We start from the raw sequence: 23,778 nt of genomic DNA, 5'->3' as shown, positions 1-23,778 counted from the left end.
TTGCGCAAAGCCGGCCGGTGCACAGGTTCGAGGCGTAACTGGCGTAACAATCGACAAAATTGGCGTAACGATTGATCGGTCACCGCCTCCCGGCCGGGGTCGAGGGGGCCGCTGTCGAACTACAGTGGGCGTGAACTCGTAGAAAACGGCACGTGTACGCAAAGCTTTTCGGGGAGCGCTGGTGAGGGGGTGCCCATGTCCAAAGTGGACATCGCGGCTTTGATCGCGTTGTGCGCCGCGCTGTCCTCCGCCGTCGGCGATGTGATCCGGCAGCGCTCCGCACAGGAAATCACCGACAAAAAAGTCGGACACCTCGAGCTGTTCCGCATGTCACTTCGTGACAAGCGGTGGTGGTTGGGTGGTGCGGCGGCGATCGTCAACTACAGCCTGCAGGCCGGCGCTCTGGCGTGGGGTTCGGTGGTGCTGGTGACGGCGCTGCAGGTGACGGCGCTGCTATTCGCCCTGCCCATCTACTCGCGGCTGACCCGGCACCGGGTGACCCGCTGGGAATGGGTGTGGGCGATCGTGCTGGCCGGCGCGTTGGCGGTGGTCATCATCGTCGGCGACCCGAAGTCCGGCCTGCAGCGAGCCCCGGTGTCCACCTGGATCATCGTGGGCTCGGTCATGGGCCCGGCGTTGGTGCTGTGCGTGCTGGGGGCCCGGGTCTGGTCGGGCCGTCCCGTCGCCGCGGTGCTGCTGGCCCTGGTTGCCGGGTCGTCGTTGGCGCTGTTCGCGGTGCTGACGAAGGGGCTCGTCGAGGTGCTCGAAGACGGCCTCGGGGCCGCGCTGACTTCGCCGGAGTTCATACCGTGGCTGGTGATGATGCTCGCGGGGATGATCTTCCAGCAGTCGGCGTTCCGCGCCGGCGCGCTGACCGCATCGCTGCCGACGATGACCGTGGCCAAGCCGGTCGTCGCCGGCGTGCTCGGAGGGATCCTCCTCGGCGAGACGTTCGACGTTGCAGGGCCCGAGGTGATCGTCCTGATCGGGGCGGTGGCTCTGGTGATCATCGCCACGGTTGGGCTGGCTCGCGGGGAGGCCGCGACGATGGCGGCGGGAACGGGGCAAGACGTCCCACGCGACGAGCAGCACGAACCGGCCGCAGTGTCCCCGGCCGAGCCCGAGGAAACCCCGACCGTCACGTAGTGCGGTTGGCCCGCGTTAGTTTGGTGGCGTGTTGAGCGCCATCGCGATCATTCCCTCCGCGCCGGTGCTGGTCCCCGAGCTCGCCGGCGCGGCCGCCGCCGAGCTGGCCGACTTGTCCGCGGCGGTGCTGGCCGCGGCCGCCGTGCTGCCGCCGCGCTGGATCGTCGTCGGGACGGGCCGCGCTGACGACGTGCTGGGCCCCGACGCCACAGGCACCTTCGCGGGCTTCGGGGCGGACGTGCCGGTCCGGCTCTCGCCCCGGCCCGGGGACGGCCCGCCGGTCGAGATGCCGCCCTGCGCGCTGATCGCCGCCTGGGTCCGTGGCCGGCTCATGCCCGAGGCCGACGCGCGCGTCCACGTCTACCGCGGCGACCATGACGCCGGCACCGCGCTGGCCGAGGGCAGGCGACTGCGCGCCGATATCGACCGCGCGCCCGATCCGATCGGCGCGCTGATCGTCGCCGACGGCGCCAACACCCTGACGGCGAGCGCGCCCGGCGGGTACCACCCCGGCGACGCCGACGCCCAGCTGGACCTCGACGACGCGCTGGCCAACGGCGACGCCGCCGCGCTGAGCGCGCTGCCCCCTCAGATCCTGGGGCGGGTCGCGTTCGGTGTGCTGGCCGGGCTGGCCGAGCCCGGGCCGCGGTCGGCCAAGGAGCTCTACCGGGGCGCGCCCTACGGGGTGGGCTACTTCGCCGGCGGCTGGCAGCTCTAGGCAGCGATGAGACCGCTCGCGATCATCGGCCCCACCGGCACCGGCAAGTCGCAGCTGGCGCTGGACCTTGCCGAACGGGTCGAGCGGCTCGGCATCCGGGCCGAGATCGTCAACGCGGACGCGATGCAGCTCTACCGCGGGATGGACATCGGGACCGCCAAGCTGCCCGTCGAGGCGCGCCGCGGCATCCCGCACCACCAGCTCGACGTGCTCGACGTCACCGAGACCGCGACCGTCGCCCGCTATCAGCGCTCCGCCGCCGCCGACATCGAGGCGATCGCGGCCCGCGGCGCGCTGCCGGTGATCGTGGGCGGTTCGATGCTCTACATCCAGTCGCTGCTCGACGACTGGTCGTTTCCCGCCACCGATCCCGCGGTGCGCGCGCGCTGGGAGCGGCGGCTCGCCGAGGTCGGGGCGGGGCCGCTGCACGCCGAGCTGGCCCGGCGCGACCCCGCGGCCGCCGCGGCGATCCTGCCCACCGACGGCCGGCGCACGGTGCGCGCGCTCGAGGTGGTCGAGCTCACTGGCCGGCCCTTCGCGGCGTCCGCGCCCCGCATCGGCGCCCCACGCTGGGACACGGTCATCGTCGGATTGGACTGCGACACAACGCTTCTCGACGAGAGGCTGGCGCGCCGCACCGACACGATGTTCGACCGGGGCCTGGTCGACGAGGTGCGCGCGCTGCTGCGGCGGGGCCTGCGCGAGGGGGTCACCGCGTCGCGCGCGCTGGGCTACGCCCAGGTGATCGCCGACCTCGACGCGGGCGGAAACGGCGAGGCGCGTGAGCAGACCTTCGTGGGCACCCGTCGCTACGTGCGCCGGCAGCGCTCCTGGTTTCGCCGGGACCACCGGGTGCACTGGCTGGACGCCGCCGATCCGGCCGGCCTCGTCGATGGCGTTACGCGAGCGTGGCGCCCCGTATCCTGAGCAGGTGATCTTCGCCAAGGGCCACGGCACCCAGAACGATTTCGTGCTGCTGCCCGACGTCGGCGCCGAACTGTCCCTCACCCCGGCGCGGGTGGCCGCGCTGTGCGACCGGCGCCGCGGACTGGGCGCCGACGGGGTGCTGCGGATCACCACCGCGGACGCCGCGGTGAGCGCCGGGGTGCTCGCGCGCCTGCCCGACGGCGTCGAACCGAGCGACTGGTACATGGACTACCGCAACGCCGACGGGTCGACCGCCCAGATGTGCGGCAACGGCGCGCGGTTGTTCGCGCATTACCTGCGCGCCAGCGGTTTGGAGTCCCGCGACCAGTTCGTGGTCGGGTCGCTGGCCGGACCCCGGCCGGTCACCCTGCACCATGCCGACGCCACCGGCGCCGACATCACCGTCGACATGGGCAAGGCCAACCGGCTGGGCAGCGGCGGGCCGGCCTTCGAGGTCGTGGTCGGCGGGCGGCGGTTCACCGGGCTGGCGGTCGACGTGGGCAACCCGCACCTGGCGTGCGTGGCCGCCGACCTGAGCGTCGACGACCTCGCGGCCCTGGACGTGGGCGCGTCCGTGCAATACGACCGTGCGCAGTTCCCCGACGGGGTCAACGTCGAGATCCTCACGCGGGCGGACGGCGGGCTGGTGCGGATGCGCGTGCACGAGCGCGGCGTGGGCGAAACCCGCTCGTGCGGCACGGGAACGGTCGCGGCCGCGGTCGCCGCGCTGGCCGACGCCGGCGCCGACACCGGCACGCTCACGGTCCGGGTGCCGGGCGGCGACGTCGTCGTCACCGTCACCGACGCCACCAGCTACCTGCGCGGGCCGTCGGTGCTGGTGGCCCGCGGCGAGATCAGCGAGGAATGGTGGTGCGCGCAGGAGCGTTAAATCAAGTGCGCTGCACCGATTTGGCGTGCACCATTGCTAATTGCCTATGACTCATCCCGAAACTCCCTTTCACGATCACCCGGATCCAGAGCCCAGTGCGGGCGAGCTCGCCCTCGAGGACCGATCGGCGCTGCGCCGCGTCGCCGGGCTGTCGACCGAGTTGGCCGACATCTCCGAGGTCGAGTACCGCCAGCTGCGGCTGGAGCGCGTGGTGCTGGTCGGGGTGTGGACCGAGGGCAGCGCGGCGGACAACCAGGCCAGCCTGGCCGAGCTCGCCGCGCTGGCCGAGACCGCCGGCTCGCTGGTGCTCGAGGGACTCATCCAGCGCCGCGACCGCCCCGACCCGTCCACCTACATCGGGTCGGGCAAGGCCGCCGAGTTGCGCGAGGTGGTCGTGGCGACCGGCGCCGACACCGTCATCTGCGACGGCGAGCTGTCCCCGGCGCAGCTGACCGCGCTGGAGAAGGCGGTGAAGGTCAAGGTCATCGACCGCACCGCGCTGATCCTCGACATCTTCGCCCAGCACGCCACCAGCCGGGAGGGCAAGGCGCAGGTTTCGCTGGCCCAGATGGAGTACATGCTGCCCAGGCTGCGCGGCTGGGGCGAGTCCATGTCGCGGCAGGCCGGCGGCCGCGCCGGCGGCAGCGGCGGCGGGGTGGGCCTGCGCGGTCCGGGCGAGACGAAGATCGAGACCGACCGGCGGCGCATCCGGGAGCGGATGGCCAAGCTGCGCCGCGACATCAAGGCCATGAAGCAGGCGCGCGACACCCAGCGCAGCCGTCGGCTCGGCAGCGACATCCCGTCGATCGCCATCGTCGGCTACACCAACGCCGGCAAGTCCAGCCTGCTCAACGCGCTGACCGGGGCCGGGGTGCTGGTGGAGGACGCGTTGTTCGCCACGCTGGACCCCACCACCCGGCGCGCCGAGTTCGACGACGGGAGGCCGTACGTCCTCACCGACACGGTCGGGTTTGTGCGGCACCTGCCCACCCAGCTGGTCGAGGCGTTCCGCTCCACGCTGGAGGAGGTGGTCGACGCGGATTTGCTGGTGCACGTCGTCGACGGCTCCGACGTCAACCCGCCGGCCCAGATCGACGCGGTCCGGCAGGTGATCTCCGAGGTCGTCTCCGACTATGGGGCCGACCACGATGGCGACCCGCCGCCCGAGCTGTTGGTGGTGAACAAGGTGGATGCCGCGAGCGATCTGATGCTGGCCAAGCTTCGGCACGGGCTGCCCGGCGCGGTGTTCGTCTCCGCCCGCACCGGCGAGGGGATCGACGCCCTGCGCCGCCGGATGGCCGAGCTCACGACGCCCGCCGATACCGCCGTCGACGTGGTGATCCCCTACGACCGCGGCGACCTGGTGGCCCGGGTGCACGCCGACGGGCGGGTGCAGCAGACCGAGCACAACCCGGAGGGGACCCGCCTGCGGGCCCGGGTCCCGGTGGCGCTGGCCGCCAGCCTGCGCGAGTTCTCCACCGACGGCGACCCGACGCAATAGCCGACGTGCCCAGCCGCCGACCAACCGTCTGGTTGGTATATGTTGGGCGGCAGAGTTCCCGTTCGCCCGGAGGTCAGCCATGAGCAGTGCCGTCAAGTACCAGCGCACTCTTTTCGAGCCCGAGCACGAATTGTTCCGCGAGTCCTACCGCACCTTTCTCGAGCGCCACGTCGCGCCGTATCACGAGGAATGGGAGAAGGCCAAGATCGTCGACCGCGGCGTGTGGCTCGAGGCGGGCAAACAGGGCTTTCTCGGCATGGCGGTGCCCGAGGAATACGGCGGCGGCGGCAACCCCGACTTCCGGTACAACACGATCGTCACCGAGGAGACCACCGCCGGGCGCTACAGCGGGATCGGGTTCGGGCTGCAGAACGACGTGGTCGCCCCGTACCTGCTGCGGCTGGCCACCGAGGAGCAGAAGCAGCGCTGGTTGCCCAAGTTCTGCAGCGGGGAGCTGATCACCGCGATCGCGATGACCGAGCCGGGCACCGGCAGCGACCTACAGGGCATCAAGACCCGCGCCGTCAAGCAGGGTGATCACTACGTGCTCAACGGCTCAAAGACGTTCATCACCAACGGGATCAACTCGGACTTGGTGATCGTGGTGGCGCAGACCGACCCGGACCAGGGGGCACACGGCTTTTCGCTGCTCGTCGTCGAACGCGGCATGAAGGGCTTCGAACGCGGACGGCACCTGGACAAGATCGGGCTCGACGCCCAGGACACCGCCGAATTGTCGTTCACCGACGTGCACGTTCCAGTCGAAAACCTGCTCGGCGAGGAGGGCAAGGGCTTCATCTACCTGGTGCAGAACCTGCCGCAGGAACGGATCTCGATCGCCATCATGGCGGCCGCCGCGATGGAGGCCGTGCTGGAGGACACGCTGCGATACACCAAGGAGCGCAAGGCCTTTGGCAAACCCATCGGCAGCTTCCAGAACAGCCGCTTCGTGCTGGCCGAGCTGGCCACCGAGGCCACCGTGGTGCGCGTCATGGTCGACGAGTTCATCCGGCTGCACCTCGAGGAGAAGCTGACCGCCGAACAGGCCGCGATGGCCAAGTGGTACTCCACCGAGAAGCAGGTCCACCTGATCGACCGCTGCCTGCAGCTGCACGGCGGGTACGGCTACATGCGCGAATACCCGGTCGCGCGTGCCTATCTCGACGCCAGGGTGCAGACGATCTACGGTGGCACGACCGAGATCATGAAGGAGATCATCGGGCGCAGCCTCGGGGTCTAGCCTCCGCGGCGGCCCCGTCGGCGCGCCGTTGGCGAACGCAATCGTGTTGACAGGCAACGACTCCGTCGTCGCGTCGTTTGGTCCGCGGCAAATTCGCGGGCAAATTCAACCGTGCGCCGATCGGTGTTTTGGCCGGGTATATCCAGCTTCGATCGACGGCCTCGCGTACCGTCGGCGCATGCGTTTTGCTGCCCGCACTCCGGCGATGCCGCGCGACCTGTGGACCGAATGGTCGCGACATGGCTGTGGCCCCGCATCATTTCGACATCGGAGTGATATCCGTTTTCGTAAAATTCGTGATTTGGCTTCGAATTCTCCGGTTGCTGGAGCAAAGTTATGCGAGCCCGGCGATAACGCGTACCGATGCGGGTTGCCAACTCGCGGTGGGGGTATCACCCGCTCGCAGGGTCTGCAGGGTGCGGGCATGGCCGCAACAAGGGGCATATCCGTCGGCTGGGAGGCTTGGTGAAACCGCAGAGAGGTCCACTGCGCAGGCTGTTCGGGCGCGCGCTGGTGAGCATGGCGGCCGCGGTGGTGGCCGCGGCGTTCCTGGCGCCCACGGCCTCGGCGTCCCCGATCGGCGACGCCGAGGCGGCCATCATGGCGGCGTGGGAGAAGGCCGGCGGCGACAGTTCACCCCTGGGCCCCAGGAAGGGCGACGTCTACCCGGTCGGCGACGGGTTCGCGCTGGACTTCGGCGGCGGCAAGATGTTCTACACCACCGACACCGGCGCCAAGTTCGTCTACGGGCCGATCCTGGACAAATACGAGGCGCTCGGCGGCCCGGCCAACAGCGACCTGGGATTTCCGACCATCAACGAGGTCCCCGGCCTCGCCGGGCCGGACAGCCGGGTGGCCACGTTCTCCGCCAGCGACAAGCCGGTGATCTTCTGGACGTCCGAGCACGGCGCCTTCGTGGTGCGCGGCGCGATGAACGCCGCGTGGGACAAGCTCGGCAGCTCGGGCGGCGTGCTCGGCGCCCCGGTCGGCGACGAGACCTACGACGGCGAGGTCACCTCGCAGAAGTTCACCGGCGGCCTGATCTCCTGGAACCGGAAGACCAAGGACTTCAGCACCACCCCGCCGGTGCTGGCCGACCAGCTCAAGGGCCTGCAGGTGGCGACCGATCCCACCGCGGCGATCAACATGGCGTGGCGCGCCGCGGGCGGCGCCTCGGGTCCGCTGGGCGCCAAGCAGGGCGGCCAATATCCCATCGGCGGCGACGGGATCGCCCAGAACTTCGCCGGCGGCAAGGTGTTCTTCAGCCAGGCCACCGGCGCGAACGCCGTCGAGAGCGACGTGCTGGCCAAGTACGAGTCGCTGGGCGGGCCGGTCGGCAGCGACCTGGGCTTCCCGATCGCCAACGAGTCCGACGGCGGCGTCCCCGGCAGCCGGGTCTCCGCGTTCGCCGCGGCCGATAAGCCGGTGATCTTCTGGACGTCCCAGCACGGCGCGTTCGTCGTGCGCGGCGCCATGAAGGCGGCCTGGGACAAGCTTCGCGGCCCCGGCGGCAAACTGGGCGTGCCGGTCGCCGATCAGGCGGTGGACGGCGACGTGATCTCCCAGAAGTTCGCCGGCGGCAAGATCTCGTGGAACCGCGCGAAGAACACGTTCGCCACCGAGCCGTCCAACCTGGCGCCGCTGCTGTCCGGCCTGCAGGTGTCGGGCCAGAACCAGCCCAGCGGCGCGGCGATGCCTCCCCACGCCAAGAAGTTCGCCTGGAACTGGTGGTACCTGCTGGCGCTAATTCCGATCGCGGCATTGTTCGCGGTGTTGGGGTATGTGGTGGTCGGGGCGCGCCGCCGTCGCACGGCCCGGGAGCTCGCCGCCTACGAGTTCGACCGCGACGTGGACGTCGGTGGCTACGACGCCGACGACAGCTGGGGCCACGAGGAAGCCGATGTCGCCGCCGAGCACTATGGCTTCGGCGAGCCGCGGCCCTCCGAGGAGGAGCCGGTGGGCGCCGGGTCGGCGCGGGTCAGCTGGTCGCGGGGCGACGAGGCCGGGGACGAATACGGCGGCGAATGGCCGTCCGGGTCCAGGGAGGATGAGCAGGAGGACCCCGACGCGGTCGACACCGATTCCATACCCGTTGTCGCGGAAGGTGTTGTGGCGCAGGGTGTTCGGGCCGAGCCCGAGCATCCCGAAGCCGCCCCCGAAGACGTCCTGGAAGCCGCCTACCCCGATGAGGAGTACCCGGAGGCCGCCGACATCGAGGCCGCCTACCCGGACGTGGCCGTTCCGCATGCCCCCGCGGATGCCGCCCATCCGGACGAGGCCTACCCCCCGGCGGCGCCCGAGGCGGTCGATTCGGGCGCCGGGTACCCGGACGTCGCGGTTCCGCACACGGCGCCGGATGTCGCAGCGCCGGGCGCCGTCACGCCCGCCGCCGCCCCGCGGTCCGGGCGGCACGCGGCCGTCGACACCGAGGAGGAACCGGCCGGCGCGGGACTGGGCTCACCCGGGCGCCCGACCATCCACCTGCCCCTGGACGACCCGTATCAGGCGCCCGAGGGATATCCCATCAAGGTCAACGCCAGCTTCGGCCTGTACTACACCCCCGACAGCGGGCTCTACCAGGACACGCTGGCCGAGCTCTGGATGTCCAGCGAGGAAGTCGCCCAGGTCAACGGCTTCACCAGGGCGGACTGACCCGCGAACGTCTCAATCTCGTTGCCGCACAATAAGATTCCGCGTCAGATCTTGCGAATCACCGTGACGACCTTGCCGAGCACGGTCGCGTCGTTGCCCGGGATCGGATCGAACGCCGGGTTGTGCGGCATCAGCCACACCTGACCGCCCGCGCGCTTGAACGTCTTGACGGTGGCCTCGCCGTCGATCATGGCGGCGACGATGTCGCCGTTGTCGGCGACATTCTGCTGCCGCACCACAACCCAGTCGCCGTCACAGATCGCGGCCTCGACCATCGAGTCGCCGACGACCTTGAGCAGGAACAGCGCGCCCTCGCCGACCAGCTCACGGGGCAGCGGGAAGACGTCTTCGACCGCCTCCTCGGCCAGGATCGGCCCACCGGCCGCGATGCGCCCGAGCACGGGCACGAAGGTGGGTTCCGGCAGGGCGTCCGAGCCGGCGACGTCGGTGACGGGCACCGCGACGGCCGGGGTGTCCTCGACACCGCGGACGTCGACGGCCCGGGGACGGTTCGGGTCGCGGCGCAGGTACCCCTTGCGCTCCAGGGTGCGCAGCTGGTGGGCCACCGAGGACGTCGACGTCAGGCCGACGGCGTCACCGATCTCCCGGATGCTGGGCGGATAGCCGCGGCTGGTCACCGACTGCCGGATGACGTTGAGGATGGTGCGCTGCCGCTCGGTAAGCGATGGATCCACGGAATGCAACCGGCCGGCCGCGCCGGCGGCTGAAGTGTCGTTGCTGTCGCTCATGGCACTGAATGTAGCCGCCCGGCGGCCGATAATCAAACATGTGTTCGAGTCGCGTGTCGCCCGGGCCGACACCGGGCCGGAACAAGGCCTAAAGACCCTAGGGATGGTGCGTCAAGACCCTACGGCGGGTGAATTACACGTGTGTAACTTTTGCGGGTATCGGGTATTTGTGCTGCATGTCAGGAGGAGGCACCGACGCGGTTTGTCGGTGGTGTGGTTTAGCGTTTGGCTCGTCCGACACGCTTCGCTCAAATGTTCGGGTTTCGAACGGGTGAGCGAATATAGTCGAACACACGAGCGAGGACCAGTTGACCGGAGGAACGCACATGACAGTCATCCACACACTCTCGCCGCGCACCAGCGGCATCCGGCGCCCGGCCGGGGCGCCGGCCGACGGGCCTCGCCACCAGGGGGAGCGCCCGGTCCGGCCCCGCCGTCCGGGCAGCTCACGGCCCGCCGGGGCGCCGCTGCGCTACCACGGCACCGGCGTCGCGATGTCGGTCGCGCCGCATCGCAGGCGGCCCGTCACGATGCTGACCACGGTCGGGCTGGCGCTGCTCGCCGGCGCGATCACGCTGTGGCTCGGCCTGGTCGCGAACCTCGGCCAGCTGGCCAACGGCGACTCCGGCGGTTCGGCCGCCCCGGTGCCCGACAAGCTGGCCGTCGTGCGCGTCGAGGCCGGGGAGTCCCTGCAGGACGTCGCGCACCGGGTGGCGCCGGACGCGCCCGCTCGCCAGGTTGCCGACCGGATCCGCGAACTCAACGACCTGAACTCGCCGGCGCTGGCCGCCGGGCAGACGCTGATCGCCCCGGTCGGCTGACGGCGCCCCGGTGCACTGCGAAAGCCGCAGCGGGCCAAGGCCGCTCGGTCCTCGCGGCGACGGGCGCGCGCGCACCGCGGTTGCGTTGGCCTCCCGGGGCGGCGCACGGGTACGCTCGGACTGTTCCGCGAGGTGTCAGCACGGCGAAGGAGCGGCCATGCACTGCCCGTTCTGCCGGCATCCCGACTCCAGGGTGATCGACTCGCGGGAAACCGATGAGGGCCAGGCCATTCGGCGCCGCCGGTCCTGCCCCGAATGCGGCCGCCGGTTCACCACCGTGGAAACCGCGGTCCTGGCCGTGGTCAAGCGCAGCGGGGTGACCGAGCCGTTCAGCCGGGAGAAGGTCATCAAGGGGGTCCGCCGCGCCTGCCAGGGCCGCCAGGTGGACGAGGACGCACTCAACCTGCTGGCCCAGCAGGTCGAGGACACCGTGCGGGCCGCCGGTTCGCCGGAGGTCCCCAGCCACGAGGTCGGCCTGGCCATCCTCGGGCCGTTGCGCGACCTGGACGAGGTGGCCTACCTGCGATTCGCGTCGGTGTATCGGTCGTTCTCGTCGGCCGACGATTTCGAGCGCGAGATCGAGGCGCTGCGCGCGCACCGCAAGGTGTCCACGCCGAGCTGACCCACCGGCGTCCCGGGGGCCAGTGCCCGCCGGACTACGCTGTTTTTCATGCCTGCCGACTTGCATCCCGATCTCGAGGCCCTGGCGCCACTGCTCGGCACCTGGGCCGGTCGAGGCGCCGGCGAATACCCCACGATCCAGCCCTTCGAGTACCTCGAGGAGGTCGTGTTCTCCCATGTGGGCAAGCCGTTTCTGGCCTACGCGCAGAAGACCAAGGCGGTGGCCGACGGCAAACCCCTGCACGCCGAGACCGGCTATCTGCGGGTGCCGCAGCCGGGTCAGGTCGAGCTGGTGCTGGCCCACCCCAGCGGCATCACCGAGATCGAGGTGGGCACCTATTCGGTGACCGGCGGCGTCATCGAGGTCGAGTTGTCCACCACCGACGTCGGATTGACCCCGACCGCCAAAGAGGTGTCCGCGCTCGGACGCTCCCTGCGGATCGACGGCGACGAGCTGTCGTACTCGGTGCGGATGGGCGCCGTGGGGCAACCCATGCAGCATCACCTCTCCGCGACGTTGCACCGCAAGGCCTAAACCGCGCGCGCTCAATTCACCTGTGTCACACCGTCGTTGACGACGCGCCCGGCCACCCGCACCCAGCCCTCGGGACTCCAGATGGTCTCGATCCTCGACCCCTTGCCCTGCGTGATGTGCAGGTCGCGGCTGAGGTGGTCGGTGATGCGGATCGCCGCGGAGCCCGTCGCCTCGTCTTCCGGCACACCGAGATTCGCGGCGAACATGCGGGCGCGCAGTGACCCGGCGGATTCGTCGGTCCACGCCCACAGGTAGTGGGCGGTGTCGTCGGGATAATCGGCGGGGTCGGCGGCCAGCAGCTCGTCAACCGAATCGAGTTCGTGGACGAACAATTCGGGGGCCCACTCCGAGCGCGCGCTGATGACCGTGAGGTCGCCCTCGTAGCCGACCTGCACCACGCCGGCCGGCACCCGCAGCGTGTTGATCGGCGTGCCCCGGTCGCGCAGCCACCAGGAAACGCCGACGGTCGGATGTCCCGCGAACGGGATCTCGGTTCGCGGCGTGTAGATCGTGGCGTGCGCGGTGGTGGAGCCGGCGGCGGGCAGATCGACGAATATCGTTTCGCTGTAGCCCAATTGGGTGGCCAGCCGCTGCCGGTCGCGGGGCTCGACCTGGGCCGCGTCCACCACGCCGAGCGGATTGCCGAAGTTGCGGTCCGGATCGGTGAACACGCGCAGCACAGTCACGTCGATACCCATGGACCGACTGTACGACCCAGGGGCAAGCGATGATCAGGTGGCGCTGCGTTCGTCGGAGCCCATGGCGTTGAGGACCGCGACGCGGGTGCCGGCGGGACCGGTGACGGTCCGCTCGCCGCTGCCGGTGCGGAGCAACTCGCGCAGCGCGGCCGGGTCGTATTCGGCGGGCTCGGTGGTGTCGACGAAGCGCTGCACGACGTCGATGAAACGGGCCGGGTCGTCGTGGAAGGGGAAGTGGCCGGAGCGCTGGAAGATCTCCAGCCGGGAGCCGGGCATCGCGGCGTGCGCCATGTGGGCGTGCCGGACGGGGACGACGACGTCGCGGCTGCCCCAGATGATCTGCACCGGGATGGCTTCGGTCAAATAACATCGGTCCAGCATGGTGACGATCTGTCCCCGCCAATCCACCACGGCCCGCAGGGTGCGGCTGAACGCCGCCGAGGCCGTCGGCTCGGGCAGGTCGTCCAAGATCCGCAGCACGTTGGGCAGGTCACGCCCCAGGTCGGTCGAGCCGATCGCCAGGCCCGCCAGCCGCCCCGCCAGCTGAACTGCCGGCAGCACCAGGGGCAGCCGCAGCAGGGCCAGGGCCTCGCTGCCCATCGGCAACGAGGCCAGCCGGAAGACGACGTTGACGTCCTTGGTGACCCCGCCCGCGGCGACCAGGATCAGCCGGTCGACCAGATGCGGGAACTGGTAGGCGAATTGCATCGCCACCCCGCCGCCCAGCGAATGACCCACGATGGTAACCCGCTCGATGTCCAGCACGGACAGCAAGTCGCGCATCCCGTTGGCGTAGGCGGCAACCGAGTAGTCGGCGCGCGGCTTGTCGGACTGCCCGTGCCCGAGCAGGTCGGGGGCGATCACCGTGAACCGCTGGGCGAGCTTGGCCTGCACGGTGTTCCAGGTGGTCGAGTTGTCGCCGATGCCGTGGATCAACAGCAGCGCCGGCCCGGACCCGGCGACCCGGAACGCCCGCTTGTACCCGTGGATGGTCCGGAACTGCAGGGTCGGCGCGGTCACTTCCCGCACCGGGCGAAGATTGCTCTTGCGTTTCCGCTCAGTCATCCCCGCCCACCTAGTCGTCGAGCCGGTTGCGAGCGGTCAGGCCGAGTCGTCGTCCTCGGACCTCTTCTCGGCCTGCTGGGCCAGGAACCGCTCGAACTCTGCGCCAATCTCGTCGCCGCTAGGCAGGTCCTCGTCGCGAGTCAGTAACGACCTGTTCGCCTGAGCGTCGATGAAGGCATCGTACTGGCGCTCGAGGGCGGCCACCACTTGGGCCACCTCCGCGCTGGCCTCGACCTGCTCGTCGATCTTGGCTCGGATCTCCGCCGCCGCCTCGGTCAGCGCCGACAGCGGGAGTTCCAGCGACCCGGTCTTGGCCACCTGCTCGAGCAGCGCCTGCGCCGCGGCGGGGTAGTCGGTCTGCGTCAGGTAGTGCGGCACGTGCACGGTGAACCCGACGACCTCGTGACCGTGCTGGGCCATCCGGTATTCGAGCAGGTTCGACGCGCTGCCGGGGACCTGGATCTCGGAGATCCACGGCTGGAAATCGGCGATCAACTCCCTGTGGTTGGAGTGCGCGGTCAGGGTGATCGGCCGGGTGTGGGGGACCGCCATCGGGACGGTGCCCAGGCCGATGGTCTGCCGCACGCCGAGGCGCTCGGCCAGCAGGCGCACCGCGGTGACGAAACGCTCCCACTTGAGGTCGGGCTCCATACCGGCCAGCAACAGAAACGGGGTGCCGACGCTGTCGCGCAGGGCGTACAGGCTCAGCTCCGGATCGTCGTAGTCGGTGAAGTGATCGGTCTTGAATGTCATCAGCGGCCGCCGCGAGCGGTAGTCCAGCAATTCGTCGATCGCAAATGACGCGACCAGCTCGGTGTCCAGCGCCGCCTTCAAATGGGTGGCGGCCAGCCGTATCGCGTGTCCGGCGTCGGAGAACCCTTCCAGGGCATGGACCAGCACCGGGCCGCGGCCGTCGGACGTCGACAACTGCGGTGCCGGGAACTCGAGCTCGTACATGCCGGGCTGCCCTGGCTGGTACAGCCCGTCGTCCCGGTTTTGATCGTGGGCCATCGGGTTGCCTCCTTTCGGGGGTTTCTCCAGGGTGCCCCTACCAGTGTCCCCCAAGTCGATGGGCACCAATAAACGAAACGCAGTGGCGCCGGAACGTAATCTCGGCGGCACGCGCGCGCCCCGCGCGGAGTTTGCCGGCAAATCTACCAACACCCGGCGTCGCGTCGAATTGTGCTTGCCAGTGCGCCGTCAGGCATGATTGCAGTCAAATGCGCGTGCCGATTGTGTTGCTGTGTCCGGTGATCGGGGTGGCGGCGTTGCTGACGTCGTGCAGCCGTCCCGCCGACCCCGCGGCGAAACCGACCGTGTCCGTGCCCGTGGCCACCGGGCCGTTGGTGCAGCGGCTCAGCCAGCCCCAACAGAAGTCCGTCGCGGCCCAGGTGGACCCGGACCGCCGGGTGGGGGCCGTCTTCATCGACAAGGGGCCGCTGCATGTGTGCACCGGGTCGGTCGTGCACTCGGCGACCGGGAACCTGATGATCACTGCGGCGCACTGCCTGGCCGGGGCCGCCCAGCTGTCCTTCGCGCCCGGCCTGATGGGCGATCCCGCGCCCGCGAACGTGTGGAAGGCCGACGCCGTCTACCTCGATCCGCGCTGGCTGGCCAGCAAGGACCCGCACGCGGACTACGCGATCGCGCGGGTCAGCAACGACGCCGGCGTCTCCGTCGAGTCCCACGTCGGCCTGGCGCTGACGCTGGGCACCGCGCCGCCGCCCGGCAGCCACGTCACGGTGATGGGCTATCCGGCCGGCGTGGGCGGCTCGCCCATCGGCTGCCAGGCCACCACGTCGATCAACGACGCCGGGTTCCCCTCGCTGGTGTGCGAGGGGATGGTCGACGGCACCAGCGGCGCGCCGTGGGTCAGCGGCACCACGCTCACCGGGCTGATCGGTGGTTTCGAGCGCGGTGGCTGCGCGGCGAACGTGTCGTACTCGGCGCCGTTCGACGCGCAGACCACGCAACTGCTGGCCCGCGCCGAGGCGGGCGGGCCCGGTGACCCGGTGCCCAACGACCTCGACGACAGCTGCTGATCAGCGGCGGAACTGGGACAGCTCCCGCATCTTGTTGGTCACGTCGAGCGCGGCGACCTTGTAGGCCTCCGAGAACGTCGGATAGTTGAACACCGCGTCGACGAGGTAGTCGACCGTCCCGCCGCAGCCCATCACGGCCTGCCCGATGTGCACCATCTCGGTGGCGCTGGTGCCGAAGATGTGCACCCCCAACAGTTTTCGGTCGTCGGTGGACACCAGCAGCTTGAGCATGCCGTAGGAGTCCCCGGCGATCTGGCCGCGGGCCAGCTCCCGGTACCGGGCCACCCCCACCTCGTAGGGGATCGCGTCCTTGGTCAGCTCCACCTCGGTGGCCCCGACGTAGGAGATCTCGGGAATCGAGTAGATGCCGATCGGCTGCAGCTCGGTGATGCCGTCGCATGCCTCGCCGAACGCGTGGTAGGCGGCCAGCCGCCCCTGTTCCATCGACGTCGCGGCCAGCGCCGGGAAGCCGATCACGTCGCCGACGGCGTAGATGTGCTCCACCTTGGTCTTGAACCTGTCGTCGACCCAGATCCGGCCGCGCCCTTCGACTTCCAGGCCGGCGTTGTGCAGGTCGAGGTGGTCGGTCTGGCCCTGGCGCCCCGCGGAGTACATGACCGTCTCGGCGGGAATCTGCTTGCCGCTGGCCAGGGTGGTGACGGTGCCGGCGGAGCCGACGTCGACCGCGGTCACCTCCTCGCCGAACCGGAACGTCACCGCCAGGTCGCGCAGGTGGAACTTCAGCGCCTCGACCACCTCGGGGTCGCAGAAGTCGAGCATGTTGTCCCGCTTTTCCACGACGGTGACCTTGGTGCCCAGCGCGGCGAACATCGACGCGTACTCGATGCCGATCACACCCGCGCCGACGACCACCATCGAGGCCGGCAGCGACTTGAGGTCGAGGATCCCGTCGGAGTCCAGCACCCGCTCCTCGTCGAACTCGACCCCGGACGGCCGGGCCGGCCGGGTGCCGGTGGCGATGACGATGAATTCGCCTGTGACGGTGGTCATTTCGCGGCGGCCCGGGTCTTCGATGACGATGGTGTGCGGGTCGACGAATCGGCCATGCCCGAGCAGCAGGTCGATTCGGTTGCGCATCAACTGGTTGCGCACCACGTCGACCTCCTTGCCGATCACGTGCTGGGTGCGGGCCAGCAGGTCGGCCGGGGTGATCCGGTCCTTCACCCGGTAGCTCGCCCCGTAGAGCTCGCGCTGGTTCATCCCGGTGAGGTAAAGCACCGCCTCGCGCAACGTCTTCGACGGGATCGTGCCGGTGTTGACGCAGACGCCGCCGAGCATGCGGCCGCGTTCGATGATCGCCACGGATTTGCCCAGCTTGGCCGAGGCGATGGCGGCCTTCTGGCCGCCGGGTCCCGACCCGATGACGACGATGTCGTACTCCTGCATCGAACCCATGGATAGACGATAAGGCTCACAGTCGAGACTTTCTCCACAGACGGCCGGCTCGGTCACCTCCGGCGCGCACGGCCCGACGGTGGTGGCCGCCAGCGTTGGGCCCATGACGACGCATGGACGAGATTTCGACCTGAACCTGAACCACCCCGGCGCGCTGATCGCCGCGCTGCCGGCCGTTCTCGGCTTCGTGCCGGAGAATTCGTTGGTCCTGGTGTCGGTGAGCGACGGCGAGCTGGGGTCGGTGCTGCGGGTCGACCTGTCCGAGAAGCTCGCCGACCGAATCGCGCACCTCGCCGAGGTCGCCGCTGCGGCCGCGCCCCAGGCCGCGGTCGCGGTCATCGTCGACGCCGAAGGCGCGCACTGCCCGCAGTGCAACGAGGACTATCGGCAGCTGAGCGCGGTGCTCACCGAGGAGCTGTCGCGGCACGACATCGTCGTGTGGGCGGTGCACGTGGTGGACCGGGTGGCCGCGGGCGGGCGCTGGCGCTGCGTGGACGGCTGCGGTTCGGCCGGCGCGGTGGACGACCCGACGGCCTCCCCGCTGGCGGCCGCGGCGGTGCTCGACGGCCGGCGGCTGTATCCGCGCCGCGCCGACCTGCAGGCCGTCGTCGCGGCCGACGAGCGGGCGCAGCGCCCCGAGCTGGCGGCCTCGGTCGCCGAGCGGGCGACCGCGCGCCGGGCCGCTCACGACGCCGATCCCGCGGGGCGCACCCGTTGCGACGTGGAGAACGCAATGGCCGCGGCCGCCCGGGTGGCCGGCGGTCAGCCGCTCCCCGACGCCGACCTGGCCGAGCTGGGCTGCGCGCTGAGCGACCCGGAGGTGCGCGACATCCTGTACGCCCTCGCGGTCGGCGAGAACGCCGGGGAGGCCGAGTCGCTGTGGGCGGCGCTGGCGCGCGCCCTGCCGCTGCCGTGGCGCGTCGAGGCGCTGGTGTTGCTGGCGTTCAGCGCCTACGCGCGTGGCGACGGGCCGCTGGCCGGGGTGTCGCTGGACGCCGCGCTGCGCTGCGCGCCGGACCACCGGATGGCGGGCATGCTGGACATGGCGTTGCAGTCCGGGTTGCGGCCCGAGCAGATCCGTGAGCTCGCGGTCACCGGGTACCGGCTGGCGAAGCGGCTCGGCGTGCGGCTGCCGCCGCGGCGGGGCTTCGGCCGGCGCGCGGGATAGCCGCTCGGCGTGAACCGGTGCGCGTCAGACCTTCTCGACCTTGACCGCGTGCGCCATCTCGTGCGGCAGGGTGACGTTTTCGTGGCCCGGGATCAGGATGGTCACGCCGGCGGGGCCGGTCTCGACGGTCACCCGGGCGTTGGGCACCACGCCGGCGTCCTTGAGCCGGGTGATCAGGTCGATGTCGCCCTGGACGTGCTCGGTGAGCTGGCGCACGACCACCGCGACCGGCGACCCGGCGGGCAACTCGGTCAACCGGACCAGGTCGGCGTCCTCGGCGCCCGAGTCCGGGCCCACGCCCAGGTCCAGCAGCCCGGGGATCGGGTTGCCGAACGGGGAGGTGGTGGGGTGGTTGAGCACCTTCACCAGCCGCCGCTCGACGTCCTCGCTCATGACGTGTTCCCACCGGCACGCCTCGGCGTGCACCTCTTCCCACGGCAACCCGATGACGTCGACGAGCAATCGCTCGGCGAGGCGGTGCTTGCGCATCACGGCGACGGCCAGGGCCCTACCCTTGTCGGTGAGCTCCAGGTGGCGGTCGCCGGCGACGTGGAGCAATCCGTCCCGCTCCATGCGGGACACGGTCTGGCTGACGGTCGGCCCGCTCTGGTCGAGCCGTTCGGCGATCCGGGCGCGCAGCGGCGTGACGCCCTCTTCCTCTAGGTCGTAGATCGTCCGCAGATACATCTCGGTGGTATCAACCAGCTCGTTCATCCAGCACCCTCCGTTGACGCTGAGTCTACTTGGCCAGCTGCGCGAATGGGTCCAACGCGTCCCAGGCAAGCAGTATGCCCGCCGCTGCTGCGACGGGCATACTGTCTGCTACCTGGCTCTGGGTTGGCGGGGTCAGCTCGCGTACGACCGTAGCCGATCGGCGCGTTCCCCGTTGCGCAGTTTGGCCATCACGTCCCGCTCGATCTGACGCACCCGCTCGCGCGACAGACCGAACAGCTTGCCGATCTGGTCCAGGGTGCGCGGCTGGCCGTCGTCCAGACCGAAACGCAACCGGATCACCTGATGCTCACGCTCGTCGAGGGTGGCCAGCACGCTGCGGATGTCGGTGTGCAGCAGCTCGGCGATCACCGCGTTCTCGGCGGACATCGCCTCGGCGTCCTCGATGAAGTCGCCCAGCGGGGCCTCCTCCTCGGAGCCGACCGGCATGTCCAGGCTCACCGGGTCGCGGCTGTGCTCGAGCAGATCGTTGATCTTCTCGACCGGAATGCCCGACTCGGCGGCCAGCTCCTCGTCGGTGGCCTCGCGCCCGAGGTTCTGGTGCATCTCCCGCTTGATCCGCGCCAGCTTGTTGACCTGCTCGACGAGGTGGACCGGCAGCCGGATGGTGCGGCTCTGGTCGGCCATGCCGCGGGTGATGGCCTGACGGATCCACCACGTGGCGTACGTCGAGAACTTGAATCCCTTTGTGTAGTCGAACTTTTCCATCGCGCGGATCAGGCCCAGGTTGCCCTCCTGGATGAGGTCCAGCAGCGGCATGCCCCGGCCCGTGTAACGCTTGGCCAGCGAAACCACCAGGCGCAGATTCGCTTCCAGCAGGTGACGGCGCGCGGCCTCGCCGTCGCGCACGACGGCCGCGAGATCGCGTTTGCGGTTCTCGCCGAGGCGCTTACGGGTTTGCAGCAGGTGCTCGGCGTAAAGCCCGGCCTCGATGCGCTTGGCGAGTTCTACCTCGCCCGCGGCGTTGAGCAACGCGGTCTTACCAATGCCGTTCAGGTAAACGCGCACGAGGTCCGCCGCGGGGCTTTGAGCATCCAGATCGCCGTCAATCCTGCTAGTGGTGGCCCGTGTTTCGGCCATAGCGACCTCCCGATTGGCTTGTACTGTCATGTCCTTTAACGACAGGTCCGCCCTTGGAGTTCCCGCGGATTCGGCATCTCACACGACTTGACGTGCACAAATGTGCCGCCGACCTGAGAATGTCCTGAGAAGTCCGGTTCGCGGCCGGTCAGCCGGAACCCATGCCAGAACCCGCGTCGTAGTCCGCGTCGCCGTCCGGGCCCGCGTGCGGCAGCGGATGCCGGCGAGCCTCGAGCGCGGGCCGCTCGGCGGTGGGGAACAGCGGGGTGCGGCGCCGCGCGCTGTCGAACCGCCGGGGCTCGTCGGCGCGGCGCGGCGGCCGGTCGTTGGCGATCAGCACGGCCATCCACGGCAGCGGCACCGACGCCGCCACGATCAGCAGTGAGATCAGGCCGTTGTGCCAGGCGCCGTAGGCCAGCGCGGCGAAGACGAGCGCCGGAACCCGGAACGCCATCAGGGTGAGGTATTTGCGGACCCGCGCGCGGTGCTGCTCTTCGTACGACGGTGCGGCGGCGGTGATCAGCACCGGCCGGGCCTTGTTGCGGTCGAAGTCGTCGAACCTGTCGAAGTTTCCGGACCCCGGACCGGAGCCGCGCGTCATTCCTCCACTGTCCCACACGCGCTCGACTCCGGCTCGGCCGGTTTGGCGACCGGCGGCGCGCGGTGTTGCACAATGTGAGGTATGCAGACCCAGACGATCGAACGCACCGAGACCGACGAACGCGTCGACGACGGGACCGGCAGCGATACCCCCAAATACTTCCACTACGTCAAGAAGGACAAGATCGCCGAGAGCGCGGTCATGGGCAGCCACGTGGTGGCGTTGTGCGGCGAGGTGTTTCCCGTCACGCGGGCGGCCAAGCCGGGCTCACCGGTGTGTCCGGAGTGCAAGCAGATCTACGACCGGCTCAAGAAGGGCTGATCAGGCCGGCGGCTGCGTCGCGCCCGCGCGGGCCAGCAACCAGTTGCGCAGCCGGTGCGCGTGGGTGGCCGGCGCCGGGAACTCCTCCTGGATGGCGGCGTTGAGCTCGGCGCCCAGCATGATGGCGAAGCCGCCGAAGAACGCGAACAGCAGGAACGCGATCGGGGTGGACAGCGCGCCGTAGGTGTAGCCGGTGCTGGTGATCCACCTCAGGTAGACGCGCAGGCCCAGCGTCGCGGTCACGAAGAACGCCGTCGCCAGCACGGCGCCGAACGCCAGCCGGTGGGTGGGCAGCGGCACCGGCAGCGACACCCGGTACAGCAGCACGATCCCGAGCATCAGGCCGAGGATCAGCGCGGGGTAATAGCCGTAGCGCAGGATGTTGGCCAGGCTGTACGGGATGTGCTCGCTCACCTTGCGCGGGCCCACCACCATCACCGGCGCGGCACACACCACGAACACCAGCATCACCACGTAGAGAAACAGCGCGAAGAACCGCTGCCGCACCGGGTGCCGCAGGGGAGTCTGGTCGTGGGCCGCCACCACGGCGTCGACGTATGCCGAGATCGCCGACGACCCCGCCCACAGCGAGATCACGAAACCCAGCGACACCACCTCGCCCCGGGCGTTGGCGGTGACGTCGCGGATGGTGGGCTCGATGATCTCGTTGACGACGCTCGGCGAGAAGAAGCTGTGCGCGGTGGACAGGATGCTTTTCTCGATCGACGGCAGCGTGTCCCGGCCGAACAGCGGCGCCACATAGGCCAGGCTGCCCAGCATCCCCAGCAGCAGCGGCGGCAGCGACAGCGCCGACCAGAAGCCGGCCTGCGCCGACTCGGAAAAGATCGAGTCGTCCCAGCTCTTGGAGAGGGTCCTGCGGCTGATTCGCCAGATGTGGTGGCGGGACGGCCTCGCGGCGACCTGATCGCTCATAGGGGTCCAGCATTACCGATGACTGCGCCGGCGCCCCACATTGCAGATGGGTGAGTTCGCGGACCTAGTTGCCGCTGACCTCCAGCACCGCGGACAGCTCGGTCAGCTTCGCCTCGTGCTCGTTGGCGTGGTGCTGGCAGAAGAGAAGCTCGGCCCCCGAAGGCAGCTTGGCACGGACGCGAGCCGCGGCACCGCAGCGATCGCAGCGGTCCGCTCTGGTCAGCTCGGGACTGGTCAAAGTTGCGTTCATGGCTTCTCCCATTTTTTCGTACATTCACTGTCTCAGACGTATCCGGTTTTCGCGTTGTTCCCCGACCGTTATCGGGTGTGTCGTTTCTCACGGAGTCCCCACCTGCGTCGGGCACCCGCTTTAAGCTGGCCCGACGTGACGTCCGCTCCCGGCCCCCTGGTGCACCTGTGCGGCGCCGAAGAGTGGGCCGCCGCCCGCGCCCGCGGCGAGATCCGGCCGTGCGCCGGGGACCGGTTCATCCATCTGTCGACGCTCGAGCAGGTACACCTGCCGGCCAACCGGCTCTACCGCGGCCGCGACGACCTGGTCCTGCTGCGCGTCGATCCGGCCCTGCTGGACTCGCCCGTGCGCTGGGAGCCGGGCGTGGCAACCGATCCCGAGTCGATGGTGTTCCCGCACCTGTACGGCCCGATCCCGGTGCGCGCTGTGACGAGGGTCACGGACTATCCGCCGGGGGCCGACGGTGCCTTCCCGCCCATCGCGGGACCTCAGGAGGCGAGGGAGTCGACGTAGGCGTCGGCCTCGACCTCGACCAGCAGGTCGGGAGCGATCAGCGCGGCGACCTCCACCATGGTGGCGACGGGACGCACGTCGCCGAAGACTTCCGCGTGCACCGCCGCGACCTCGCGCCAGCGGGCGATGTCGGTGACGTAGATGCGGGTCCGGATCACGTCGGTGAGCGCAGCGCCGGCCTGCCGGAGCGCAATCTCGATGCGGCGCAAGGCATCTCGGGTCTGCGCGGCGATGTCGCCCGCCGGCCCGGCGCCGGTCGTCCCGGCCACCGCCACGTGCGGGCCGACGCGAACCGCGCGCGAGTAGCCGACCACCGATTCGAATTCGGATTCGGACGAGACAAGTTTGCGGTGGGCCGACATGCGGTCACAGTAGCCGACCAAACACGTTGGACGACACCGAATTAAGCTCGGCGGCAACCGGGGCCGCCCGGCGGAGGGAGCGAGCGATGGCCAATCCTGGCATCTCCGAGGACGCGCTGCTTGCGCAGGAGGCGCGCTTCGCGCGGGCGTTCGCCGCCGGCGACCCCGAGGTCGCGCGGGGTCTCTATTCGCCCGACGTGGTGTACGTCAGCCCGACGGTGCGGCTCTTCGACTGGCCCGACCGGATCGACGGCGTCGACCGCACGCTCGAGTTCATCGCGCTCACCATCCGCGGCTGCGCCGACATCCGCTACGAGGCGACCGAGCACGCCATCGCGCCGGGCGGGGACGTCGCGTTCGTGCGCGTGCAGTTCGACTGGACCTCGGGTGCGCACCGCCTGCGCTCGACGTACGTGGTGGTCTACCGCTACCACGACGGGCTGATAGCCCGCCAGGAGCTCTATTACGACCCGAGCGGGGCGCTGCAGCGAGGCACTGCCGGTCATTGGATTTGATGCGGCGCGAACCATACGCCCTCCGGGGAGCCGATCGCGCCGGCCCGCTCGCGCGCGGTCGCCAATTCTTTGGAAGCGGCGAATCTACGGGCCTTGGCGAGGTCGTGCATATCCATCACGACGATGACGGTGTTCGCGTCCTCGGCGTCGACGTAGGTCCCGGTCACCACCAAACCGTGCTCACGGCGCACCGCATCCAATTGAGGGTCGCGGAAAACGGCGTTCCACTGCTCGGTACTGCCGACTTTTTGTTTGACGAGCATGACTCCTGCCACGATGAATC

27 protein-coding genes are annotated in these 23,778 nt (G+C 69.9%); 15 read left to right on the top strand and 12 right to left on the bottom strand.

All coding sequences use genetic code 11. The features are described from left to right. Positions 1–195 precede the first annotated feature (195 nt). The 7 genes from OQ968_RS18535 (at position 196) to OQ968_RS18505 (ending at position 9,073) form a co-directional block, all read left to right on the top strand. Complete coding sequence (locus tag OQ968_RS18535) at positions 196–1,146, top strand: DMT family transporter (protein WP_324680507.1); 951 nt, start codon at positions 196–198, stop codon at positions 1,144–1,146. Between the two features lie 28 nt (positions 1,147–1,174). Beyond that, a complete protein-coding gene (locus OQ968_RS18530; RefSeq protein WP_324680505.1) occupies positions 1,175–1,864 on the top strand; it encodes a hypothetical protein in 690 nt (229 codons plus the stop codon). 6 nt (positions 1,865–1,870) lie between these two features. Then, positions 1,871–2,791, top strand: a complete 921-nt coding sequence (miaA, locus tag OQ968_RS18525) for a tRNA (adenosine(37)-N6)-dimethylallyltransferase MiaA (RefSeq protein ID WP_324680503.1) — start codon at positions 1,871–1,873, stop codon at positions 2,789–2,791. Between the two features lie 4 nt (positions 2,792–2,795). Further along, positions 2,796–3,680, top strand: coding sequence for a diaminopimelate epimerase (gene dapF / locus OQ968_RS18520; protein WP_324680501.1), 885 nt, complete (start codon positions 2,796–2,798; stop codon positions 3,678–3,680). A gap of 46 nt (positions 3,681–3,726) precedes the next feature. Continuing rightward, positions 3,727–5,181, top strand: coding sequence for a GTPase HflX (hflX, locus tag OQ968_RS18515; RefSeq protein WP_324680499.1), 1,455 nt, complete (start codon positions 3,727–3,729; stop codon positions 5,179–5,181). Positions 5,182–5,260: 79 nt separating this feature from the next. Beyond that, positions 5,261–6,421: an acyl-CoA dehydrogenase family protein gene (locus tag OQ968_RS18510; RefSeq protein ID WP_324680497.1), complete on the top strand. Its 1,161-nt coding sequence runs from the start codon at positions 5,261–5,263 to the stop codon at positions 6,419–6,421. Between the two features lie 465 nt (positions 6,422–6,886). Continuing rightward, positions 6,887–9,073 (top strand): hypothetical protein, encoded by a 2,187-nt coding sequence (locus tag OQ968_RS18505; protein ID WP_324680495.1) that lies wholly within the window; start codon positions 6,887–6,889, stop codon positions 9,071–9,073. Positions 9,074–9,117: 44 nt separating this feature from the next. Here OQ968_RS18505 and lexA read toward each other — a convergent pair whose 3' ends face one another. Further along, the gene (gene lexA / locus OQ968_RS18500; protein WP_324680493.1) at positions 9,118–9,822 is read right to left on the bottom strand and encodes a transcriptional repressor LexA; all 705 of its coding nucleotides are present in this window, start codon (positions 9,820–9,822) and stop codon (positions 9,118–9,120) included. A gap of 326 nt (positions 9,823–10,148) precedes the next feature. Here lexA and OQ968_RS18495 point away from each other — a divergent pair, with 326 nt between their 5' ends. From OQ968_RS18495 to OQ968_RS18485, 3 genes are all read left to right on the top strand, one after another. Next, entirely contained in the window at positions 10,149–10,643 is a 495-nt protein-coding gene (locus OQ968_RS18495) for a LysM peptidoglycan-binding domain-containing protein (RefSeq protein ID WP_324680491.1), read from the top strand. Positions 10,644–10,800: 157 nt separating this feature from the next. Beyond that, positions 10,801–11,265 (top strand): transcriptional regulator NrdR, encoded by a 465-nt coding sequence (gene nrdR, locus OQ968_RS18490; RefSeq protein WP_324680489.1) that lies wholly within the window; start codon positions 10,801–10,803, stop codon positions 11,263–11,265. A gap of 48 nt (positions 11,266–11,313) precedes the next feature. After that, complete coding sequence (locus tag OQ968_RS18485; protein ID WP_324680486.1) at positions 11,314–11,799, top strand: peroxynitrite isomerase; 486 nt, start codon at positions 11,314–11,316, stop codon at positions 11,797–11,799. A gap of 11 nt (positions 11,800–11,810) precedes the next feature. On the opposite strand, the gene OQ968_RS18480 is transcribed toward OQ968_RS18485, so the two are convergent. From OQ968_RS18480 to OQ968_RS18470, 3 genes are read right to left on the bottom strand one after another with little or no spacing between them, the layout of a single operon-like run. Further along, positions 11,811–12,497, bottom strand: coding sequence for a PhzF family phenazine biosynthesis protein (locus tag OQ968_RS18480; RefSeq protein WP_324680484.1), 687 nt, complete (start codon positions 12,495–12,497; stop codon positions 11,811–11,813). 33 nt (positions 12,498–12,530) lie between these two features. Continuing rightward, a complete protein-coding gene (locus tag OQ968_RS18475) occupies positions 12,531–13,562 on the bottom strand; it encodes an alpha/beta hydrolase (protein WP_324680482.1) in 1,032 nt (343 codons plus the stop codon). Between the two features lie 36 nt (positions 13,563–13,598). Continuing rightward, on the bottom strand, positions 13,599–14,573 hold the full coding sequence (locus tag OQ968_RS18470) for a PAC2 family protein (protein ID WP_324680480.1): 975 nt from the start codon (positions 14,571–14,573) through the stop codon (positions 13,599–13,601). Between the two features lie 209 nt (positions 14,574–14,782). On the opposite strand from OQ968_RS18470, the gene OQ968_RS18465 reads away from it, so the two are divergent. Beyond that, a complete protein-coding gene (locus OQ968_RS18465; protein ID WP_324680478.1) occupies positions 14,783–15,604 on the top strand; it encodes a trypsin-like serine peptidase in 822 nt (273 codons plus the stop codon). On the opposite strand, the gene sthA is transcribed toward OQ968_RS18465, so the two are convergent. Next, a complete protein-coding gene (gene sthA / locus OQ968_RS18460) occupies positions 15,605–17,011 on the bottom strand; it encodes a Si-specific NAD(P)(+) transhydrogenase (RefSeq protein WP_324680660.1) in 1,407 nt (468 codons plus the stop codon). Positions 17,012–17,123: 112 nt separating this feature from the next. Here sthA and OQ968_RS18455 point away from each other — a divergent pair, with 112 nt between their 5' ends. Next, a complete protein-coding gene (locus OQ968_RS18455; protein ID WP_324680476.1) occupies positions 17,124–18,188 on the top strand; it encodes a DUF4192 domain-containing protein in 1,065 nt (354 codons plus the stop codon). 24 nt (positions 18,189–18,212) lie between these two features. Here the strand turns inward: OQ968_RS18455 and OQ968_RS18450 are convergent, their stop codons facing one another. The 3 genes from OQ968_RS18450 to OQ968_RS18440 form a co-directional block, all read right to left on the bottom strand. Beyond that, complete coding sequence (locus OQ968_RS18450; RefSeq protein ID WP_324680474.1) at positions 18,213–18,902, bottom strand: metal-dependent transcriptional regulator; 690 nt, start codon at positions 18,900–18,902, stop codon at positions 18,213–18,215. Positions 18,903–19,034: 132 nt separating this feature from the next. Further along, on the bottom strand, positions 19,035–20,030 hold the full coding sequence (gene sigB / locus OQ968_RS18445) for a sigma-70 family RNA polymerase sigma factor SigB (protein ID WP_324680472.1): 996 nt from the start codon (positions 20,028–20,030) through the stop codon (positions 19,035–19,037). A gap of 118 nt (positions 20,031–20,148) precedes the next feature. Beyond that, on the bottom strand, positions 20,149–20,619 hold the full coding sequence (locus tag OQ968_RS18440) for a DUF3099 domain-containing protein (RefSeq protein WP_420715947.1): 471 nt from the start codon (positions 20,617–20,619) through the stop codon (positions 20,149–20,151). Positions 20,620–20,682: 63 nt separating this feature from the next. On the opposite strand from OQ968_RS18440, the gene OQ968_RS18435 reads away from it, so the two are divergent. Further along, on the top strand, positions 20,683–20,922 hold the full coding sequence (locus OQ968_RS18435; RefSeq protein ID WP_324680468.1) for a DUF3039 domain-containing protein: 240 nt from the start codon (positions 20,683–20,685) through the stop codon (positions 20,920–20,922). Here the strand turns inward: OQ968_RS18435 and OQ968_RS18430 are convergent, their stop codons facing one another. Then, positions 20,923–21,855, bottom strand: a complete 933-nt coding sequence (locus tag OQ968_RS18430; protein WP_420715946.1) for a YihY/virulence factor BrkB family protein — start codon at positions 21,853–21,855, stop codon at positions 20,923–20,925. 64 nt (positions 21,856–21,919) lie between these two features. Further along, complete coding sequence (locus OQ968_RS18425) at positions 21,920–22,105, bottom strand: DUF7455 domain-containing protein (RefSeq protein WP_076063742.1); 186 nt, start codon at positions 22,103–22,105, stop codon at positions 21,920–21,922. Positions 22,106–22,240: 135 nt separating this feature from the next. On the opposite strand from OQ968_RS18425, the gene OQ968_RS18420 reads away from it, so the two are divergent. After that, entirely contained in the window at positions 22,241–22,618 is a 378-nt protein-coding gene (locus OQ968_RS18420; protein WP_324680465.1) for a DUF952 domain-containing protein, read from the top strand. Here OQ968_RS18420 and OQ968_RS18415 read toward each other — a convergent pair. Further along, the gene (locus tag OQ968_RS18415; protein ID WP_324680463.1) at positions 22,594–22,980 is read right to left on the bottom strand and encodes a RidA family protein; all 387 of its coding nucleotides are present in this window, start codon (positions 22,978–22,980) and stop codon (positions 22,594–22,596) included. The genes OQ968_RS18420 and OQ968_RS18415 overlap by 25 nt on opposite strands. 86 nt (positions 22,981–23,066) lie before the next feature. Here OQ968_RS18415 and OQ968_RS18410 point away from each other — a divergent pair, with 86 nt between their 5' ends. Continuing rightward, positions 23,067–23,495 (top strand): nuclear transport factor 2 family protein, encoded by a 429-nt coding sequence (locus OQ968_RS18410; protein ID WP_324680461.1) that lies wholly within the window; start codon positions 23,067–23,069, stop codon positions 23,493–23,495. Here the strand turns inward: OQ968_RS18410 and OQ968_RS18405 are convergent. Next, positions 23,483–23,770, bottom strand: coding sequence for a hypothetical protein (locus OQ968_RS18405; RefSeq protein WP_324680459.1), 288 nt, complete (start codon positions 23,768–23,770; stop codon positions 23,483–23,485). The two genes, OQ968_RS18410 and OQ968_RS18405, sit on opposite strands and share 13 nt — an antisense overlap. Positions 23,771–23,778 lie beyond the last annotated feature (8 nt).

The sequence above is a fragment of the Mycobacterium sp. 663a-19 genome, assembly GCF_035616495.1.
Taxonomy (GTDB): domain Bacteria; phylum Actinomycetota; class Actinomycetes; order Mycobacteriales; family Mycobacteriaceae; genus Mycobacterium.
This window is presented reverse-complemented; position numbering and strand designations above follow the sequence as displayed.

What these genes read in the sequence shown, in the direction of transcription:
- OQ968_RS18535 (WP_324680507.1), top strand. Translation starts at nt 196, where the DNA reads ATGTCCAAAGTGGACATCGCGGCTTTGATCGCGTTGTGCGCCGCGCTG.
- miaA (WP_324680503.1), top strand. Translation starts at nt 1,871, where the DNA reads ATGAGACCGCTCGCGATCATCGGCCCCACCGGCACCGGCAAGTCGCAG.
- hflX (WP_324680499.1), top strand. Translation starts at nt 3,727, where the DNA reads ATGACTCATCCCGAAACTCCCTTTCACGATCACCCGGATCCAGAGCCC.
- OQ968_RS18510 (WP_324680497.1), top strand. Translation starts at nt 5,261, where the DNA reads ATGAGCAGTGCCGTCAAGTACCAGCGCACTCTTTTCGAGCCCGAGCAC.
- lexA (WP_324680493.1), bottom strand. Translation starts at nt 9,822, where the DNA reads ATGAGCGACAGCAACGACACTTCAGCCGCCGGCGCGGCCGGCCGGTTG.
- OQ968_RS18495 (WP_324680491.1), top strand. Translation starts at nt 10,149, where the DNA reads ATGACAGTCATCCACACACTCTCGCCGCGCACCAGCGGCATCCGGCGC.
- nrdR (WP_324680489.1), top strand. Translation starts at nt 10,801, where the DNA reads ATGCACTGCCCGTTCTGCCGGCATCCCGACTCCAGGGTGATCGACTCG.
- OQ968_RS18485 (WP_324680486.1), top strand. Translation starts at nt 11,314, where the DNA reads ATGCCTGCCGACTTGCATCCCGATCTCGAGGCCCTGGCGCCACTGCTC.
- OQ968_RS18480 (WP_324680484.1), bottom strand. Translation starts at nt 12,497, where the DNA reads ATGGGTATCGACGTGACTGTGCTGCGCGTGTTCACCGATCCGGACCGC.
- OQ968_RS18475 (WP_324680482.1), bottom strand. Translation starts at nt 13,562, where the DNA reads ATGACTGAGCGGAAACGCAAGAGCAATCTTCGCCCGGTGCGGGAAGTG.
- OQ968_RS18470 (WP_324680480.1), bottom strand. Translation starts at nt 14,573, where the DNA reads ATGGCCCACGATCAAAACCGGGACGACGGGCTGTACCAGCCAGGGCAG.
- OQ968_RS18465 (WP_324680478.1), top strand. Translation starts at nt 14,783, where the DNA reads ATGCGCGTGCCGATTGTGTTGCTGTGTCCGGTGATCGGGGTGGCGGCG.
- sthA (WP_324680660.1), bottom strand. Translation starts at nt 17,011, where the DNA reads ATGCAGGAGTACGACATCGTCGTCATCGGGTCGGGACCCGGCGGCCAG.
- OQ968_RS18455 (WP_324680476.1), top strand. Translation starts at nt 17,124, where the DNA reads ATGACGACGCATGGACGAGATTTCGACCTGAACCTGAACCACCCCGGC.
- OQ968_RS18450 (WP_324680474.1), bottom strand. Translation starts at nt 18,902, where the DNA reads ATGAACGAGCTGGTTGATACCACCGAGATGTATCTGCGGACGATCTAC.
- sigB (WP_324680472.1), bottom strand. Translation starts at nt 20,030, where the DNA reads ATGACAGTACAAGCCAATCGGGAGGTCGCTATGGCCGAAACACGGGCC.
- OQ968_RS18435 (WP_324680468.1), top strand. Translation starts at nt 20,683, where the DNA reads ATGCAGACCCAGACGATCGAACGCACCGAGACCGACGAACGCGTCGAC.
- OQ968_RS18430 (WP_420715946.1), bottom strand. Translation starts at nt 21,855, where the DNA reads ATGAGCGATCAGGTCGCCGCGAGGCCGTCCCGCCACCACATCTGGCGA.
- OQ968_RS18425 (WP_076063742.1), bottom strand. Translation starts at nt 22,105, where the DNA reads ATGAACGCAACTTTGACCAGTCCCGAGCTGACCAGAGCGGACCGCTGC.
- OQ968_RS18415 (WP_324680463.1), bottom strand. Translation starts at nt 22,980, where the DNA reads ATGTCGGCCCACCGCAAACTTGTCTCGTCCGAATCCGAATTCGAATCG.
- OQ968_RS18410 (WP_324680461.1), top strand. Translation starts at nt 23,067, where the DNA reads ATGGCCAATCCTGGCATCTCCGAGGACGCGCTGCTTGCGCAGGAGGCG.